The 18327-nt window shown below is 63.3% G+C and carries 18 protein-coding genes; 13 read left to right on the forward strand and 5 right to left on the reverse strand.

Features of this window, described 5'->3' with window-relative positions; all coding sequences use genetic code 11:
- On the reverse strand, positions 1-713 hold a 713-nt coding region (locus WC739_RS12325; protein WP_372953313.1), incomplete at its 3' end, for a DMT family transporter.
- 148 nt (positions 714-861) lie between these two features.
- On the reverse strand, positions 862-1737 hold the full coding sequence (gene gluQRS, locus WC739_RS12330) for a tRNA glutamyl-Q(34) synthetase GluQRS (protein WP_372953314.1): 876 nt from the start codon (positions 1735-1737) through the stop codon (positions 862-864).
- 75 nt (positions 1738-1812) lie between these two features.
- Between gluQRS and WC739_RS12335 the strand changes: the two genes are divergently transcribed.
- Positions 1813-2454, forward strand: a complete 642-nt coding sequence (locus WC739_RS12335; RefSeq protein ID WP_372953315.1) for a DNA-3-methyladenine glycosylase — start codon at positions 1813-1815, stop codon at positions 2452-2454.
- Between the two features lie 128 nt (positions 2455-2582).
- Positions 2583-3140 carry an HNH endonuclease gene (locus WC739_RS12340; protein ID WP_113192368.1) on the forward strand — a complete coding sequence of 186 codons (558 nt, stop codon included), beginning with the start codon at positions 2583-2585 and terminating at the stop codon, positions 3138-3140.
- Positions 3141-3468: 328 nt separating this feature from the next.
- On the opposite strand, the gene WC739_RS12345 is transcribed toward WC739_RS12340, so the two are convergent.
- From WC739_RS12345 to WC739_RS12355, 3 genes are all read right to left on the reverse strand, one after another.
- Positions 3469-3987, reverse strand: a complete 519-nt coding sequence (locus WC739_RS12345) for a disulfide bond formation protein B (RefSeq protein ID WP_372953316.1) — start codon at positions 3985-3987, stop codon at positions 3469-3471.
- 69 nt (positions 3988-4056) lie between these two features.
- Entirely contained in the window at positions 4057-4650 is a 594-nt protein-coding gene (locus tag WC739_RS12350) for a YqaA family protein (protein ID WP_372953317.1), read from the reverse strand.
- A 380-nt stretch (positions 4651-5030) separates the two neighbouring features.
- On the reverse strand, positions 5031-5783 hold the full coding sequence (locus tag WC739_RS12355; protein ID WP_372953318.1) for an SDR family NAD(P)-dependent oxidoreductase: 753 nt from the start codon (positions 5781-5783) through the stop codon (positions 5031-5033).
- Between the two features lie 377 nt (positions 5784-6160).
- Between WC739_RS12355 and WC739_RS12360 the strand changes: the two genes are divergently transcribed.
- From WC739_RS12360 to acnA, 11 genes are all read left to right on the forward strand, one after another.
- Complete coding sequence (locus WC739_RS12360; RefSeq protein WP_372953319.1) at positions 6161-6694, forward strand: nuclear transport factor 2 family protein; 534 nt, start codon at positions 6161-6163, stop codon at positions 6692-6694.
- Positions 6695-6971: 277 nt separating this feature from the next.
- The gene (locus WC739_RS12365; protein WP_372953320.1) at positions 6972-8078 is read left to right on the forward strand and encodes an ABC transporter substrate-binding protein; all 1107 of its coding nucleotides are present in this window, start codon (positions 6972-6974) and stop codon (positions 8076-8078) included.
- A 71-nt stretch (positions 8079-8149) separates the two neighbouring features.
- Positions 8150-9028, forward strand: a complete 879-nt coding sequence (locus WC739_RS12370) for a branched-chain amino acid ABC transporter permease (protein ID WP_372953321.1) — start codon at positions 8150-8152, stop codon at positions 9026-9028.
- The gene (locus WC739_RS12375; RefSeq protein WP_372953322.1) at positions 9025-10017 is read left to right on the forward strand and encodes a branched-chain amino acid ABC transporter permease; all 993 of its coding nucleotides are present in this window, start codon (positions 9025-9027) and stop codon (positions 10015-10017) included. The genes WC739_RS12370 and WC739_RS12375 overlap by 4 nt, the downstream gene beginning before the upstream one ends.
- On the forward strand, positions 10014-10784 hold the full coding sequence (locus WC739_RS12380) for an ABC transporter ATP-binding protein (protein WP_372953323.1): 771 nt from the start codon (positions 10014-10016) through the stop codon (positions 10782-10784). The genes WC739_RS12375 and WC739_RS12380 overlap by 4 nt, the downstream gene beginning before the upstream one ends.
- Positions 10781-11494: an ABC transporter ATP-binding protein gene (locus WC739_RS12385; RefSeq protein WP_372953324.1), complete on the forward strand. Its 714-nt coding sequence runs from the start codon at positions 10781-10783 to the stop codon at positions 11492-11494. Before WC739_RS12380 ends, WC739_RS12385 begins: the two co-directional genes overlap by 4 nt.
- Positions 11495-11673: 179 nt before the next feature.
- Complete coding sequence (locus WC739_RS12390; RefSeq protein ID WP_372953325.1) at positions 11674-12606, forward strand: NAD(P)-dependent oxidoreductase; 933 nt, start codon at positions 11674-11676, stop codon at positions 12604-12606.
- A gap of 290 nt (positions 12607-12896) precedes the next feature.
- Positions 12897-13361 (forward strand): phosphonopyruvate decarboxylase, encoded by a 465-nt coding sequence (locus tag WC739_RS12395; protein WP_372953326.1) that lies wholly within the window; start codon positions 12897-12899, stop codon positions 13359-13361.
- A complete protein-coding gene (locus WC739_RS12400) occupies positions 13358-13963 on the forward strand; it encodes a thiamine pyrophosphate-dependent enzyme (RefSeq protein WP_372953327.1) in 606 nt (201 codons plus the stop codon). Before WC739_RS12395 ends, WC739_RS12400 begins: the two co-directional genes overlap by 4 nt.
- 103 nt (positions 13964-14066) lie before the next feature.
- Positions 14067-15434 carry an MmgE/PrpD family protein gene (locus WC739_RS12405; RefSeq protein WP_372953338.1) on the forward strand — a complete coding sequence of 456 codons (1368 nt, stop codon included), beginning with the start codon at positions 14067-14069 and terminating at the stop codon, positions 15432-15434.
- Positions 15431-18199 carry an aconitate hydratase AcnA gene (gene acnA, locus WC739_RS12410; RefSeq protein WP_372953328.1) on the forward strand — a complete coding sequence of 923 codons (2769 nt, stop codon included), beginning with the start codon at positions 15431-15433 and terminating at the stop codon, positions 18197-18199. Before WC739_RS12405 ends, acnA begins: the two co-directional genes overlap by 4 nt.
- The last annotated feature ends 128 nt before the right edge of the window (positions 18200-18327 follow it).

Genomic DNA, 18327 nt, shown 5'->3' on the forward strand with positions numbered 1-18327 from the left:
CCGTCGCGGATCATCACCATCAGCAGGAAGATGGCGCCGAGCGACAGCACCAGGACGAGCCAGGCCGTGGCGAAGATCAGCTCGCCGTTGATGACGACGGCATGCGTCTCGAAGGCGAGCGCGGCCAGGATCATCAGCGCGGCGCCGCCGACATATTGCCACATGGTCGCCGCGACGAGGTCGCCGCCGGAGGCGAAGCGTTTCTGCCAGATGGTGCCGGCGCTCATGCCGAGCACAGAAATCAAGGACGCGGCGAGCGTCGCCGCCGTCACGCCGCCGCCGAGCGCGCCGAGCTTCGGCCATAGCACGGTGACGATGCCGACGAGGCCGATGCCAAGGCCGAGCCAATGGCGCGGCAAGATCGCCTCGCCAAGGAGCTTGCCGGCGAGCACCGCCGTGATCAGCGGCTGCAGGCCGACGATGAGGGCTGAAAATCCTGCCGGCATGCCGCGATGGATGGCCCAGAACACGGCGCCGAGATAGACGCCATGCATCAGGACGCCGGCGCCAGCGGCATGCAGCGCTTCCTCGCGGGTGGCCCGTTTCGAGCCCAGCACCAGCATCAGCAGCGCCAGCAGGATCGCGGCCAGCACGAAACGGGCGGCGAGGAAGGTGAACGGTTCCACCCATGGCATGGCGTAGCGCGCGCCGATGAAGCCGGTTGCCCACAGGACGACGAAGATGGCGGGGATGAACCGCTTGATGCCGTGCATTTTCAGGAAACCGCCGCGCCGGGGAGAGTTGATCGTGGCGATGCTCTAGTCCCGTTCACCCCGCTGCGCAAAACGAAACCGTTGAACCATGGTTCACGGGAATTCAAAGGCCCTCGAGCCCAACGCGTTTCACGGCGCTTTGTTCACTTCAGAGCCCGACCATCCGCCTGACGTCATCAGGCGAAGCGCCGGCAGCGCGCAGGGCGGCAAGGCCGGTGTCGCCGAAGCTCTTCGAAAGCTTTCGCCCATCCGGACCGAGAATGAGACGATGATGGAAATAGGCGGGCGGCGGCAAGTCAAGCAATTCCTGCAGCAGGCGCTGCACGCCTGTGGCGGAAAACAAGTCTTGGCCGCGCACGACATGGCTGACGCCCTGCAGGGCATCATCCATGACGACGGCGAGGTGGTAGCTGGTCGGGATGTCGCGGCGCGCCACGATCACGTCGCCCCAGTCCAAAGGGCGGGCTTCAACGGAGCGGGTGGTGGACAGCGTCTCGTCGGTGAATTCCGCCCAGGAGAGTTCGTTGCCGAGCCGCGCCATGGCCGCGCCGACATCCAGCCGCCAGGCAAAGGGCGCGTTTTCGGCGATCCGTCGCCTGCGTTCCTGCATCGGCAGCGCCTTGTCGGCCGGGGGATAGAGCGGCACGCCGTCGGGGTCGCGCGGCCAGTCGCGCCCGCGCCGTTCGCTGTCGGCGATGAAGGCGCGAATCTCGCCCCGGCTCATGAAAGCGGGATAGACGAGCTCCTCGCGGATCAATCGGTCAAGCACCGCCTCGTACTCGGGGAAATGCTCGGACTGGCGGCGCACCGGTTCTTCCCAGCCGAGCCCGAGCCATTTCAGGTCGGCAAGCATGGCGGCCTCGAAGTGCGGCGTGCAGCGCGCCGTGTCGATATCCTCGATGCGCAGCAGCAGACGGCCACCGCTGGCCTTGGCAAGTTTCTGGTTGAGCAGCGCCGAGTAGGCGTGGCCGAGATGCAGTTCGCCATTGGGGCTTGGCGCGAAGCGAAATGTCAGGAGCGTCATGTCTCGGGCGGCAATCGGGTTGTGCTGCGGTTCTGGCGGTTGCTAGTTTGCCGCACATTGGCAGACAAGGATATCATGCGGCGCATCGCCACACTGGAAGACATCGCGCGAGGGCTGGACGCGCTCTGCGTCATCGATCCGCGCCTGGAAAAGGTGCGCGGCATGGCCAGCGACGTGCCGCTGCGGCTTTCCGAGCCCGGCTTCCGGAGCCTGGCCTCCATCATCGTCTCGCAGCAAGTGTCCCGCGCCAGCGCCGACGCAATCTTCGGCCGGCTGAGCAGACTGGTCGATCCGCTGACGCCAGGGGCGATCCTTGCCGCCGGCGAAGACATGTTCCGCGAGGCCGGCCTGTCGCGGCCGAAGCAGCGCGGGCTGATCGCGGTTGCCCAGGCGGTGGCCGACGGTCTCGACCTCGATCACCTCTGCTCGCTGGACGCCGAGGAGGCGATCACGGCGATGACGGCGGTGCCCGGCATCGGCCCCTGGACGGCGCAAGTCTACCTTCTGTTCGCCGCCGGCCACCCCGATATCTTTCCCGCCCGAGACGTCGCCTTGCAGAGCGCCGTCGGTCACGCGCTCGGCATCGATCCGCGTCCGCCGGAGAAAACGCTGATCGCCCTGGCCGAATCATGGAGCCCATGGCGCGGTGTCGCGTCGCGGCTTTTCTGGTCCTATTATCGCGAAACCCGGGGCAGGGACGCCGCGCCACCCGCCTGAATCTTCAAAAAGGCATGAAAATCATGCGTTTTTGAGGCTCCGGCGACACGACAATCCGCTTCACATCCCTGTCATGTCAGGCTTACAGTATCCCCGCCGTTCGGGTCTGGAACCAAGGAGGTCAACACGTGACGGTCGCCGTATCTCCGGATGGGCTTCCTGCACTGGTGCTGAACGCGGATTACCGTCCGCTCAGCTACTACCCCCTGTCGCTCTGGTCCTGGCAGGACGCCATCAAGGCGGTGTTCCTCGACCGGGTCAACATCGTGGCCGAATACGAGCACGCGGTGTCCTCGCCGACCTTCTCGATGCGGCTGCCCAGCGTCGTCAGCCTGAAGGCCTATGTGAAGCCGTCGCGGCACCCGGCCTTCACCCGATTCAACGTCTTCCTGCGCGACCGCTTCCAGTGCCAATATTGCGGCACGCCGGAGGATCTGACCTTCGACCACGTCATCCCACGCCATCGCGGCGGCGCCACGACATGGGAGAATGTCGTCGCCGCCTGTTCGCCCTGCAACCTCAGGAAGGGCGGCATGATGCCCGCGCATGCCAAGATGTGGCCGCTGCAGAAACCCTACCAGCCGACAGTGCACGACCTGCACAATAACGGCCGTCTGTTCCCGCCCAACCATCTGCATGAGAGCTGGATGGATTATCTCTACTGGGATGTCGAACTCGAACCGTAGAGTTCCGAAAATTCGCCATGCCGGCCGCCTGACGCAGCCAGCCGCGCTCACTTATCAGCGCCATCGCGTTTAACGACCGGCTTCCCCCACTCCGTCGCTGCTTCGCAGCGCCACGTCTCCCCCCTCCGGAGGGAGAGGAAAGGAGCTTGCTGGAAGAGCGCTGGCTATAGCCGGCTCGCGCCTTTCCTCTCCCCCGTCGATCGGGGGAGAGGTGTCGAGCGAAGCTCGACGGAGTGGGGGTCGACCTTGGCTCGGACTCGAAGCCGTCCTGCGACCCTGCCTGCCGAATTTGCCCGAACCCCGCGCCGTGAGGCTCAATCGGACTTGATCAGTCCCGCGACAGCGCGCCGCGGAAGGCGACGGCCGCGAGCACCAGGCTGGCAATGGCGTTCCAGCCGGCGAGCGACAGGCCGAGGATGCGCAAGGCGGCCTTGTCGCAGGAGGGCGGCACGTATTTGTCGAGCGCGTCGAGCACGCCCTTGCCGCCGGTGTCGACAGGACCGGCGCCCGCCGTGCAGTCGGTCGGGCCCGCCCACCACTGCCATTCGACGCCGGAGTGGTAGACGCCGAGATAGAGGCCGTAGAGCATCAGCAGGCCGCCGAGGGCCAGCAGGCCGCGCGTCAGCCACGACGGGGCACGCAGCGTCGAGGCGATCACCGCCAGCACCATCAGCGGTACGCCGACATAGTAGGGCGTGCGCTGGATCAGGCAGAGGTGGCAGGGGATGTAGCCGCCAATGTACTGGAAGGCGAGCGCGGACCCGACGGTGGCGGCCATAGCGACCGCCAGAAACAGGGCTGTGCGCGTCCGCTGGCGTCCGGTGTCGGCATTCATGGTCGCTGTCATTGGTCTTCCGCTTGTTGAACCGTCGCCGGCCCGCTGCCCCACCCCCTGGAGGGCGCCTGGGGCGGTGGACTAGAGCGCGTATTTGACGAGGATATAGAGCAAAATCAGGGCAGCCGCGGCGGCGCCCGCGATCAGGCCAAGGCGCCTTTCGACGAACTCGCGGATCGGTTCGCCATAGCGGCGCAGCAGCCAGGCCAGCAGCAGGAAACGGCCGCCGCGCGCCACGATGGCCAGCACGATGAACAGCAGCAGATTGACGCCAAGCGCGCCTGACAGGATGGTCACCACCTTGATCGGCGGCAGATGCGCGGCGCCCGATGTGATCAGCATCAGGACGATCAGCTCGATGCCTACTCCGGCCGAGGTCCGCAACTGCTCGAACTCGTCATACTTGCCATAGAATTGCAGGATCGGCCGCGCCACGGCATCATAAGCGTAGTGGCCGATGAACCAGCCGGCGATGCCGCCCAGCACCGAAGCCACGGTGGCGACCAGCGCATAGCGATAGGCGCGATCGGGCCGCGACAGGGCCATCGGCAGATAGAGCACGTCGGCCGGCACCAGGAAGACGGAGCTTTCGACGAATGCGATGAAGGCCAGCCACCATTCGGCGGATTTGCGCGCCGACAGCGACAGGGTCCAGTCATACAGTCCGCGAAGCATAGGCACTCCTCACGCATGTCGCCCAAAGCGCGCCGTGGTTCGGTCAACGGCACAAACGCGGACCCAAGGCGGGTACCGTCGATCCAGCCGGACGCCGGGCTTTGATGCGCCGCCTGTCTAGAAAGATTTTCCGCGCCGCACAATGGCAGTGCCGCCACGAATTCGAAAGGTGAGGTTTCGTCGCGGCCCGGGCGGGGGAAATTGGCCAGTTGACGAACCGGCCCTGACCGTAGGGTCCCAGGCAGCAGGCCCGGTCCCTTTGGCTGAATTGGGTCGACGCGCTCGACCAGGAAGGGGTTAGTCGCTACGCGGTCCGGGCTTTGCTGTATCGGGGCGTGTTCAAAGTCGGGACGCGGTAGCAGTAGGCGAACGAACCATCGTCAACTCGTGGTGCCACCGTCAACCAGATAAGTTGCACCCGTGCAGAAACGGCTCTCGTCGCTCACGAGGAACAGCATCAGGGACGCAATTTCAGAGGGATCGGCGTACCGTCCAAGCGGGATGCGAACCATCCGATCGACTTGTCTTCCCTCATTGTCGAGGTATTCATCGATCGATTCCATCATCCTTGTCCGTGTCTGCGCGGGATTGATTGCATTGACGCGGATCCCGTCTGGCGCGCCTTCCAATGCGGCGGACCGCATCAAGCCTAGCACCGCGTGTTTGCTGGCGCTGTAAGCGGCCAGTCGAGCGGATCCCTTCAAGCCTGCGACGGATGACGTGATGACAATGCTGCCGCCATTGGCTCGCATGGCCGGCAGGAGAGCCGCCAATCCCAGCCAGACACTTCGCACATTCACCGCCATGACCTGGTCGAAGACCGTGACCGGGAGCTCTGATATGCGTCCGAGGTGACCCTCGATGCCAGCATTCAGAAGAGCAACATCCACGCGACCGAAGCGGGCGACAGCGTCTGAAACGAACGCCTTCACATCGGCCTCATCGGTGACGTCGGCTACGAAACAAGCCGCTCGTGCTGGATCCAGATCTCTTGCGATCCGGGCAAGCCCTTCCTCGTCGCGATCGACGAGGAGAACTTCGGCTCCTTCTTCGACAAAACGCCGGGCGGCCGCCGATCCTATGCCGCCAGCCGCGCCCGTAATGATTCCGACCTTACCGTCCAAGCGTCCCATTATCGCCTATCGTTCAAGCCCACGCGGCTGACACGCCGCCATTTGGCCGAGCCAGGTTAGGTCCCCTTGCAGGGGACAACAGGAACTTCTGGTTGGCAGTGCATAATCGATAGTTATGCGTTGCCATTTTCCGGGAAGCACGGTGTTCCCTGGGTCGTATTCAGGGAATAGCAGCATGACCATATTGCACCGGCAACAATGGGTTGAACTCTGGATTTTCGCACGAGAACGGGGACAATGCTCAGCTGAAGCGGCCCTTGCCATATTCAAGATTCATCGTGATGGGACCTGACAGAGAGACGGTCGCAGTCAGCCAACCATGGACGAGCCGCCATACCGCAAGCTGGGAGGATGTCGTGGGAACCGAGGAGGCAAACTTGCTGGCGGAAATCACGCGTCGCCTTCAGGAGGTGGAAGACAGGCTGGCTATTCTCCAGATCGAGGGTGCCTACAGCACGGCTTACGACGGAGTTCGCGGGGCTGAGTGGGCGGCGCTGTTTACTGATGACGGCATTTACCAAGGACGCCAACTCGAGGGCATGGGTGAGTTGAATTTCGTTCAGGGCAAGCAGGCCCTTACGGATTTCTGCAACAGCAACCCGTTGAGCTGCATTCACCAGCTTGGGGTTCCAGAAATATCGATAGATGGAGACAGCGCCTTATCCCGGGTCAATTTTACGTTCAGGGGTTTCGAGACCGGCCGGGTCCCCCTGGTCCAAAAGACGGAAGCGCAAGGATATTATGACGTGGCCTACAAGCGGACTGCGAGCGGGTGGCGGATCAGGCGCAGATTCACAGTATACTTCGAGCGCAGTCGTGTAACGACTTACGGCTATGAGCCTTCGATCTCACCATTCGGCGAGGTAAATCCGCCCTATGACGACAGCGTGCCGTACAAGGATCGTCGATGACCGGTGGTTTCGTCACGACAGATGGCCCATTCGATGGTGGTGCGGGATATGGTGGCAAGGCGTGCCGTGTGGTTCGCACTATGCCGACGGGGAATTCTACCAGTCAAAGAAAGTCATTCATGAATTAGGCCGAGGCAAGCTACCAAGTCTCGTCGAAGTCGGCAAATGATCACACCGATGAATCGCCAAGGCCAAAGCTCGGGGGTTGCAAGACATCGGCGCGTCCGAGTTGCCTAAAAGAAAACATTCTTGGGAGGAATGCATGATAAATCGTCGAATGATATTGGCACTGAGCGCGAGCGTATTTCTAACGAATGCGACCCACGTCGCGCTTGCAGAGGACAAGGAAGCCATTATTGGGGTGGCAACCGCGATGACGGGCACCGGCGCGGCCACGGGGCAGCAGATTGCCGCCGGGGTCAAGCTCGCGGTCGACGAGGTAAACGCCTCTGGCGGCATAAACGGTACAAAATTCAAGCTGCTCATCGAAGACGATAGAACGCAGCCCGGCGGATCGGTCAACGCCTTCAACAAACTGGTTTCGATGGAGCCGGCTGTCATCGTCGGACCGACGCTCACGACTTTCATGCTTACATTGGCTCCCAACATAAAGCGGAGCGAAATCCCGGTTTTCACCACCGCGCAAGGAGCCAAGGTCACGGAGCCGGAAACCGGGGGCGGCTGGATTTTCCGGGCCGCGCCGCGCATCGACACGATGATCCAGTCGCTGATCGACTACGCGTCCAAGGAGATCGCGCCCAAGAAAGCCGCCATCCTCTATGCCAATGATGAGTGGGGCAAGACCGGTTACGAAGCATTCAAGAAGGCCGGCTTCAAATTCGACGCGGTCGAAACGTTCAATTTCGGCGACAAGGATTTCAGCGCGCAGCTGCTCAGACTGAAATCAGCCAGCCCCGATGCAATTGTGGTCTGGAGTTCGCTGCCGGCCGATGCGGGGCTGATCACCAATCAGCTGCGCCAGTTCCTGCCTACCACCAAGGTCATTTGCAGCAATTCCTGCGCAGTGGACGAGTATTATCAGCTTGCCAAGGCCGGTGGCGAAGGAGTCGTCACGGTCGCCCCCTGGGTTCCCGGACTGACGCCCGAATCGGATGATTGGGCCAAGCGCCTCAAGGCCAGCAATGCCAGCGCCGTCGTCTCCTACACCTCCGCGGAAAACTACGATGGAGCCATGATCGCGATGAAGGCGATCGCCAGCGTGGGCGATCTCGACCATGGCAAGATTCGCGACGCGATCCTCGCCACGAAGGAGTACAAGGGCATCGTGGGAACCTACTCATTCGATGAAAAAGGCGACGGCCTTCATGGCGGCACCGTGGTCGAGTGGACCAACGGCGTAATGAAGCCTGTGAACGCCAAGTAGCATATGGTTTGTCGGCGGAGGGGCCCTGGCCCTTCCGCTATCCCGATGCCATCGAATCGTGAAAAGTGACCATGGATCCCATTTATCTGCAGCTCGTTGTCCAAGGTCTGGCCATCGGGGCGATCTACGGACTGGTGGCCCTGGGCTTCGTCCTGATCATCAACGCGGTCAACGTGGTGAACTTCGCCCAAGGCGAGTTCCTGATGCTCGGCGGATTTGTCGGGCTGACCTTCGGCGTGACGCTGGGAATGCCCTATTGGGCGGTGCTCATCTGCACAGTCATGGTGTTCGCCGTTCTGGGGATTGTCTTCGACAAGATCATCTACCAGCCGCTGCGTGGCGGCGATTTCGCCACGCACCTCATTGGAACACTCGCCGCAGCGCTCATCATTCGCAATGTCGCCCAGCACATATGGGGTCCCGAGGCCAGGTCTTACTACGAGCCGTTCCAGCAGAAGATCTTCGAAGTCGACGGCGTGATCATCAATCCGCAGCATCTGCTGATCCTGGCGATGACCGTGCTTCTGGTCGGCACCCTGTACTATTTCCTCTACAGGACGGGTCTGGGCCGGCTGATGCGGGCCACGGCGCAGGACCGTGACACGGCCCGGCTGCTTGGCGTCAAGGTGGGGAGCATCGCCACCATGGCGTTCGCCATGTCGCTGACCATTGGCGGCGTCGCCGGCGTTGTGGTGGCTCCGCTCTTCCTTGTCGACCTCAACGTCGGTTTCATGGCCGGACTCAAGGCGTTCATCGCGACCATCATCGGCGGATGGGGCAGCATTCCCGGCGCTTTGCTCGGCGGCATCCTGGTCGGCCTGGTCGAGATCTTTGCGACGCATTTCTTTACGGCATCCTTCAAGGACCCCGTCGCGTTCGGCGTCCTGATGCTGTTCCTCATCGTGCGCCCAAGCGGCATGTTCGCCGAGCGGGTCGGAGACAAGGCATGAGGCTGCTGCAGCTCGTCGCCCTGGCATTCCTGATCTGCGGACTGGTGAACCTGCTCGGCCTGTCGGCCTACACCGGCTCCATCCTGATCTTCGCGTCCATCAACATCCTGTTGTGCCTCGGCTTCTACGTCATTTTTGGCCTGACCGGGATCCTGTCGCTCGCCCATGCGGCCTTCATGGCCATCGGCGCCTACACCAGCGGGATCCTTTCATCCACTTATGGCTGGCCAATCCCCGCCTCCGTCCTTGCGGGAACGGCGGCCGCCGCTCTTGCCGGCGCGCTGCTGGGAATCCCGACCCTGCGGCTGAAGAGCCACTATCTCGTGCTCGTGACCATCGCCTTCGGCGAGGTTCTGCGCCAGATGCTGATCAATTTCGAAGGTCTGACAGGCGGTCTTACGGGATTGGCGGTGGCCATGCCGTCCCCCGTCGAATGGTTCGGCGTGACCATCAATCCCGGCAATCGAACGGTCTACCTCCTCATCTGCCTGCTATCCATCGCTGTCGTCGTGTTCGCGCTCGATCGCCTGCGGCGAAGCCGTGTCGGGCACAGCTTCGAGGCCGTGCGTGACGACGAGCTCGCGGCAAGCGTCGTCGGCATCGATCTAACCTACACAAAGATCCTGGCCTTCGTGATCTCCGCCGCGCTGGCCGGCTATGGCGGTGCGCTCTCCGCCCATTTTGTCGGCTTTATCAGTCCCGACTATTTCACCTTCGACATCACCGTACTGGTGCTCGCCATGGTGGTGATCGGGGGCAAGCGATCGATCGTGGGCGTGATCATAGGCGCCTTGCTCCTGACCTTCCTGCCGGAGGCGCTGCGCAGCCTGCAGGACTGGTACCCGACATTCTACGGCGTCCTTCTGCTGCTGACATTGTGGCTCGCGCCTTATGGGATCGTGGGCCGGCTGGAGCAGATTTCTTTCTTTCGCAAGCTCCTGGCGCCCCGAACCGCCGTCATCGAGCCCGTGGAGGCCGCCCGCCCATGACCCTGCTGGCGATCAAGAACCTGACCAAGCGGTTCGGTGGCCTCACGGCGGTCGAGTCGCTCACGATCGACGTCGAAAGCGGCGGCGTGCATGGTCTGATCGGGCCGAACGGCTCGGGAAAATCGACGGTGCTCAACCTGATAAGCGGCATCTATCGACCGACCGAAGGGTCGATCGCCCTAAGCGGCGCCGAGATTACCGGACTGAAACCCAACCAGAGGGCGCGGGTGGGCGTCGGCAGGACATTCCAGAATATCCGCCTGTTCCCGACGCTGACAGTGCTGCAGAACGTCATGATGGGCCGGGTGACCCAGCAGCATGGCTCGCTGATGGGCATCGTCCTCAACAGCCCGCTGGTCCGTCGCGAGGTCAAGGAAACCACGGACCGGGCAAGAGAGGCCCTGCGCTTCATGGGGATTGAAACGTTCGCCGACGAATTCCACCGCAATCTGCCCTACGGCCACCAGCGTCTTGTCGAAATCGCGCGCGTGCTTGCCAGCGGCGCCAAGCTGATGCTTCTCGACGAGCCAGCCGCGGGACTCAACAGCAGCGAGAAGAAGAATCTCGGCCACCTGCTGACGCGCATGTGCGACGTGTTCGGGTCCACCGTTCTCCTGGTGGAGCACGACATGCGGTTGCTCATGTCCGTGTCGCGAACCGTATCGGCCGTCAATTTCGGGAAACTCATCGTCACGGGCTCGACGGCGAACGTGCAATCGGATCCGGATGTGATCAAGGCGTATCTGGGCGCTGGAAGTTCGAAATGATCCCGATGCTGGAGCTTGACGCCGTATCGGCATTTTACGGTCCCATGCAGTCCCTGCACGATGTGTCGCTGCAGGTGAACGCTGGCGAAATCGTCGTGCTGGTCGGGGCGAACGGAGCGGGTAAGAGCACGCTGTTGCGGGCCATTTCCGGCGTGGTTCGCCGGCAGGGCGCGATCTCCTTCGAGGGAAGCCGCATCGATGGGCGCCAGCCCGAGGATGTCGTGCGCCTGGGCATTGTCCACGTGCCGGAAGGGCGGCGCATCTTCCCGTCCATGACCGTGCTGGAAAACCTGCAGGTTGGCGGGCATGCGGTCGGTCGCTCCGGGGCAAGCATCAGGCAGGGAATCGAGGAGACGCTTGAGTATTTCCCGCGCCTGCAGGCGCGCATCGGGTCCTATGGCTGGTCGCTGTCGGGCGGGGAGCAGCAGATGCTGGCGGTTGGGAGGGGATTGATGGCCAAACCCAGGCTGTTGATGCTGGACGAACCCTCGCTTGGGCTGGCGCCGCTGATCACGCAGGATCTGTTCGAGATCATCAGCGGCATCAACAAGAGCGGCGTTTCGATGCTGGTCGTGGAGCAAAATGTCGGACTTGCGCTGAAATATGGCCACCGCTGCTACGTCATCGAGACGGGCTCCATCGTGAAGCATGGCACGACTGCCGAGATGGCGGACGATCCAGCCATAGCGAAGGCCTATCTGGGAAGTTGAAGGACCAAGCCAAAGGCGTCGCAGCAACTCGCGACGACCTTGCAATGGCGCAGTGCCGGCAGCCGCGGCGACCACGCGCCGATGCCTGCCGAGGAGTTTCACGGCACGCCGACAAGGGGCGGCGTGCGTGGCCAGCGAAAACGCCGTGTCCATCCATTGGGGCTTACGGCAATCAACGGATGAGGGCGAAGATGAGGACCAGCAGCAACACCACCGTCGGATTTGTCGGTGTCGGCAATATGGGACAGCCCATGGTTGTCAATCTCGTCAAGGCCGGCTGGCGCGTCATGCTTCATGACACCGACAAGGACAGGGCCGCGGCCCTCGCCTCCCTCTGTGGATGTCAATGCGCGCCCTCGCTTGCCGAACTCGCCGCGAGTTCCAGCGTCGTGATCCTGATGCTGCCCGACGGGAAGATCGTCCGCAAGGTGGTGCTCGGCGAGGGTGGCGACAGCCTGCTGCCTGGCCTCCCGCATGGCGGCGTCATCATCGACATGAGTTCCTCGGCGCCGACCGGGACGCGCGAGCTGGGCGTCGAACTCGCCGCTGAGGGCATCGACATGCTGGACGCACCTGTTTCGGGCGGCGTCAAGGGCGCGGTGGCTGGGACGTTGGCGATCATGGTCGGCGGGTCGCAAGAGGTCGCTGGTGACATCGATCCCATCCTGGCGGCGATGGGCAAGCGCTTTCATGTCGGTCCTCTGGGATCGGGACACGCGGTCAAGGTCCTCAACAACTATGTTTCCGCCGCCGGACTGGCCGCCGCCGCCGAGGCGTTGCTGGTGGCGAGGCGGTTTGGCGTCGAGGAGGAGACGCTGATCGACGTGTTCAACGCATCGACCGGACGCAACAACAGCACCGAGAACAAGTTCAAGCAGTATGTTCTCAACAGCGCCTACAATTCCGGTTTTTCGCTCGATCTGATGGTCAAGGATCTGAAGCTGGCGATGGACGTCGCCGACGCATGCGGCGTCGAGGCAAGGCTTGGTCACTCCTGCCTCGATCTCTGGCAGGCCGCGCAATCCTGGACCGGCCAGCATGCCGACCACACGGAATTCGCCCGCTTCGTCCTGAACGACGGGTCCGGCCGCCCCGAGGGGCAGGTCGCGTAGCGCCGCATTTTCGAGAATGCAAACTGGCTGCCATGCCATCGATCAGGCCACGCCGGTGCATCTCCCGATTGCGTGGCGGACCGGAGAGGAACCGGCGCAATGTCCTCACGGACTATGACCGTCCCGAATACTAGTAGCGGAAATACGGTGTTGTCGGTGACCGCCTCGCTATTCATAGCTTTCCGTAGCGCGGCACGCTGCCAGCATAGACTAAGGGAGTGAATGTGACACAAGAATCCAGCCCTCGGCAGTGGCCGGGAGACATATACGAAGCGCTGAAGCGCGCGGATGTGAAGCAGGTGGCCTTCGTGCCGGACGCGGGCCACAAGGAGCTGATCTTGAGTTGCCAAGGCGATGGCGACATGACCACGGTTTCCCTGACAACCGAGGAAGAAGGCGTGGCCATGCTTGGTGGGTCTTGGCTCGGGGGAGATCGTGGCGCCCTGTTGATGCAGTCTTCCGGTGTCGGCAACTGCATCAACATGCTGAGCTTGCCGATTCATTGCCGCATGCCGCTGCTGATGATCGTGACGATGCGGGGCGAGTGGGGCGAATTCAATCCCTGGCAGTTGCCGATGGGGCAGAACACCGAACGGGTGTTGCAGGACGTTGGCGTCTACGTGCAGCGCGCCACGTTCGCGCACGAGGTTGGCGACATCGTCTATGCCGGAGCGCAACTCGCCTTCTCGTCGAACTGCCAGGTGGCCGTGCTGCTGAGCCAGCGCCTTCTCGGCTTCAAGGACTGGAGCAAATGACCATGAATGGACAATCGAGCGCTACACTCGACCGGCGCGACGTGATGAGGACGATCGTTGCGCAGCGCGGCGACGCCCTTATGGTTACCGGGCTCGGATCGACGACATATGACGCGGGCACGGTCGATCATCCAAACACCTTCTGCCTCTGGGGCAGCATGGGCGCGGCCGCGATGATGGGTCTGGGCCTCGCCATCGCCCAGCCGCACCGGCGCATTCTGGTGATGACGGGGGACGGAGAGATGCTCATGGGCATCGGCGCCCTGGCGACGATCGGCGCGCAGCGCCCCCGAAACCTCGCCATTGCCGTCATCGACAACGAACATTACAGCGAGACTGGAATGCAGGCGACCCATACCGGTCGCGGGGTGGACCTCGCTGCGGTGGCGAAAGCCTGCGGCTTTGCCTCGACGGAGACCGTGCGCACCGAAGGGGAACTGACGTCCATCGTGCCCAGGCTGTTCAACGAGGAAGGCCCCTTTTTCGTGGCCATCAAGGTCGATACGCAACGCTATCCGATGTCTATCCGGGTGCGTGACGGCGCCCATCTGAAGGACCGATTCCGCGAGAACCTGCTCGGAGCGGAGCGAGCGTATTATTGATCCTCTCCCGAGGCGGGGGCCGGGCGGCTTCACCTGTTACCCACACAGGGGATGTTCGTCCGGCATCCTCGGCGTGGACGCTGATTGAATGGCTGCCAGACAGATGACCCGACAAAATCACGCCCACGAACTCATTGACTTTGTGAGCGACATTTCGCTTGCGCGCTTGCCGGAAGCCGTCGTCGAGAAGGCGCGCATCTGTCTGCTCGAGGCGCTGGCGTGCGGCAATTTCGGTTCCGCACAGCCTTGGTCGCGCATCCTTGCCGAAGAAATGCTCTCGGAGGGGTCCAGCGGCGTCAGCTCGCTGATCGGCCGGCCCGAACACCTCGCCGCCCCGGCCGCCGCGATGTGCAACGGCACCGCGATCCACGGGTTCGAACTCGACGATCTCATCGCCGAATCCGTCGTGCATCCAGGCGCGGCTGTCATTCCCGCGGCGCTGGCCGCGGCCGAGGCCGTCGACGCGAGTGGCGCGCGCCTGATCGAGGCGATCGTCGCCGGCTACGAGGTCATGCACCGTGTTGGGCTTGCGCTGGGCGCTGAGCCTTCGCGCAAGGGGTTCCATGTGACCAGCCTGGCAGCGCCGCCTGCCTGTGCCGCAGCCACGGGCATCGTCATGGGCCTGTCGCCGGAACAGCTGCGATCGTCGATCGGCCTGAGCTGCTCGGCAGCCGCCGGCATAAAGAGCTTCGCGGTGGGAAAGGGGGGCGGCATGGTCAAGCGCCTTCATCTGGGGCGCGCCGCCGAGGCGGGCGTACGGACGAGCCAACTCGCCGGGAGAGGCTTCCTGGGACCGCCGGAAGCCCTGGACAGCCGCTTCGGCCTGGTCGAGGTGTTCGGCGGCGCGACCGCCGCGCCCGAGAGGCTCAGCCGGGACCTTGGATCGGACTGGGCCATCGAGAAGACATGGTTCAAGGTGTTTCCGATCTGCGGGTGGATCCAGTCGGCTGTCCAACTGCTGCTCGACCTGCGCGGACCGGAACCACTGGACCCCCGCGATGTGAAGTCCGTTCGCGTCGGCGTCAGCCGATATGCAGTCCAGAACAACAGCGAGCCCGCACCCGTCGATACGATGGGCGCACAGTACAGCATCCCCTATTGCGCCGCGCTCGCCCTCACCGGTGACCCGCGCGATCCTGCGGGCTACTCCGTGGAGGCCGTAAACCGCGAATCGATACGCGCCCTGGCAAGGCGCGTCGAGGTGTTTGTCGATCCGCGCATCGAAGCGGTTTATCCCCTCAAATACGGCGCAAGCGTCTCGCTGGTCAGGGGCGCCGTCGGCGTCGAGGGGATGGTCCTGGATTGCCGCGGCACACCCGAGGACCCGTCGACACAGGAGGAAAGCCGGCAGAAGTTCCGGCTGCTGACGAAAGACAAATTGTCCGACGAGCAGGCCACCGCGCTGACCGAGCGCGTGAATAGCCTGGAGAGCCTTGCCTCTGTTCGCCAACTCATCGGAAAGCCCGCATGAACACGATGGAAGAGACCGAAGCGCTGCATCGGTCGACCAGACGCCAGATCGACATGGGCGAGGGCCAGAGGCTCGACTATTTCTCGCTGCCGGCGCTTGCCGAAATGGTCGGCGGGTCGGTGTCGCGGCTGCCTGTTTCACTTCGTGTCGTATTGGAATCGGTGCTGCGCAACTGTGATGGCAGAAAGGTCCTGCCACAGCATGTCATGGGGCTCGCCCGCTGGCTGCCCAACGGCAAGCGCACGGAAGAAATCCCATTCACGATCGGCAGGGTCGTGCTCAATTGCGCGGCGGGAATCCCGGTGCTCGGTGATCTCACGGCGATACGCGGCGCGATGGCGGAACGCGGCCTCCCGCCGGACGCCATACGTCCGCAGGTGCCGGTCGATATGGCGCTGGATCACACGCTTACCGTGGATTATCATGCACGGCCCGATGCATTGCGGCTCAACACCGCCCTCGACATCAGCCGAAACGCGGAACGCTACCGGTTCGTGAAGTGGGCAATACAGGCCTATGGCGGCATCAGGCTGTTCCCGCCGGGGTCGGGGATCCTGCACCAGCTGAACCTCGAATTGCTGGCGCCAGGCTACCTGGTCAAGGACGGCGTCTGCTTTCCCGATACACTCGTGGGTTCCGACTCCCACACTTGCATGATCGCGGGCCTCGGCACGGTTGGCTGGGGCGTCGGCGGGATCGAGGTGCAGGCCGCGATGCTGGGCCAGCCCATTTTCCTTGCGACGCCCGACGTGGTCGGTGTTCACGTCACCGGCGCGATGCGTCCCGGCGTCACCGCGACCGACCTCGTGCTTCACGTCACGGAGATGCTCCGCAAGGCCAAGGTGGTCGGGGCCTTCGTGGAATTCTTTGGCGCGGGCCTTGCCAGCCTCGGCGTTCCCGATAGGGCGACGGTGGCAAACATGGCCGTCGAATATGGCGCGACCATCGGCTATTTCCCCGTCGACGAACAAACCTGCGCCTATCTTCGCCAGACGGGCCGGTCCGAGGAGCGGGTCCGGCAGACCGAGGCCATCTACCGGGCGCAAGGCCTGTTCGGCGCGCCGCGCCTCGGCGACCTGGACTATTCGCGGACGATCGAACTCGACCTTTCGGCGGTGGAGACGAGCGTCGCCGGTCCGAAACGGCCCCAGGACAGGATTCCTCTGGAAAATCTCAAGGTGCAGTTTGCGGAGACGCTCACGGCTTCCGTGAGCGACGGCGGCTATGGCAAGGCGGCCGGCGGCACGACGGCGGCCAGCCCCGCAGCCGAACCTCGCCGGCTTCGCGATGGCGACGTCGTCATTGCGGCCATCACATCCTGCACGAACACCTCCAATCCGGGCGTCATGCTGGCGGCGGGCCTTCTGGCGAGGAAGGCGGTCGAGCGGGGTTTGACATCAAGATCCTGGGTGAAGACTTCGCTCACCCCGGGCTCGAAGGTCGTCAGCCGGTATCTGGAGGCAGCCGAACTGCAGCCGTCGCTCGATGCGCTAGGCTTCTCTGTCGCCGGTTACAGCTGCGCGACATGCGTCGGGGCCTCGGGTCCTATTGAACCCGCGATCGAGAGCGAGATCGCCGAGAGCGACCTTGTCGCTTGCGCGGTCCTGTCGGGAAACCGCAATTTCGAGGCGCGGATCCATCCGTCCGTGCGTGCCGCGTTCCTGGCAAGCCCGCCTCTTGTCGTGGCGTTTGCGCTAGCCGGGCGAGTGGACATCGATTTTGCCAACGAGCCCCTGGGCTTCGATACGCGCGGCAAGCCGGTCTACCTGAAAGATATATGGCCCACCTCCGCGGAACTGGCACGGGCGCACGCACTTGCGTCCAACCCGGAATTCTACCGTGAGGAGTACTCGCACGACTTTGCCGGCGAGGACCCCGACTGGCGAGCGATCCCCCAGGTCGAAGGCGAACTCTATCCTTGGGACGCAAGCTCCACCTATCTGAAGGAGCCGCCTTTCCTGGATGAGGCGTTTGCCGTTTCGTCACTGGCGCCGGTCCGAGGAGCGCGAGCCTTGGCCATATTGGGCGACTCGGTCACGACCGATCACATAAGTCCGATAGGAAGCATCCGCCTGCGGACGCCGGCGGCTGCCTATCTCGGCGACCTGCAGGTATCGTCGGCCGATTTCAACAATTTCGGCGCGCGCCGCATGAACCACGAAGTGATGATTCGAGGTGGTTTCTCAAACCAGCGTCTGCGCAATCTCATGGTTCCGGGCGTCGAAGGCGGCATGACGGTTCACCAGCCGGACGGTGTCCAGACGACCATCTACGAGGCCGCGCTCCGCTACCGTGAGGAGAATGTTCCCCTCCTTGTCTTCGCCGGGCAGGAGTATGGTACCGGTAGCGCGCGAGACTGGGCGGCAAAGGTTACCAGGCTGCTCGGCGTGGCCGCCGTGATTGCCGAAGGGTTCGAACGAATCCACCGCAGCAATCTGGTGGGGATGGGGGTGCTGCCCTGCCAGTTGGCGGATGGCATCCGCCTTGCCGACCTTGCGCTCACCGGCTCCGAGAGCTTCGATATAGTTGGCCTCACCGACGATGTCGGTCTGAGGCAGCCGCTCACCCTGATCATCCGGCGTGTCGGCGGCGAGCGCATGGAGGTGCCCCTTCTGCTTCGTATCGATACGCTGGCCGAACTCGATTACGTACGCAGCGGCGGCATCATGCCATTCATGCTCAACGAATTGGCGGGCAGGGCGGAAATACACAGAACGGAAAGGCTCGACGCGAATGACGGTGCGAAGGCGAGCTCGATCGGCTAGAGCAATTCACCGATCAACGGAAACGGCGGATTGCTCTATCTCCTTGTTTTGACGCGATTCCGGACGAAAAACCGTTCCAAACTTTTCCTGGAATTGCTCCAGGCGGGGATGACCTACGGCCGCCGCTG

The organism is Mesorhizobium sp. (genome assembly GCF_041661565.1).
In the GTDB taxonomy this organism is placed as follows: Bacteria; Pseudomonadota; Alphaproteobacteria; order Rhizobiales; family Rhizobiaceae; genus Mesorhizobium.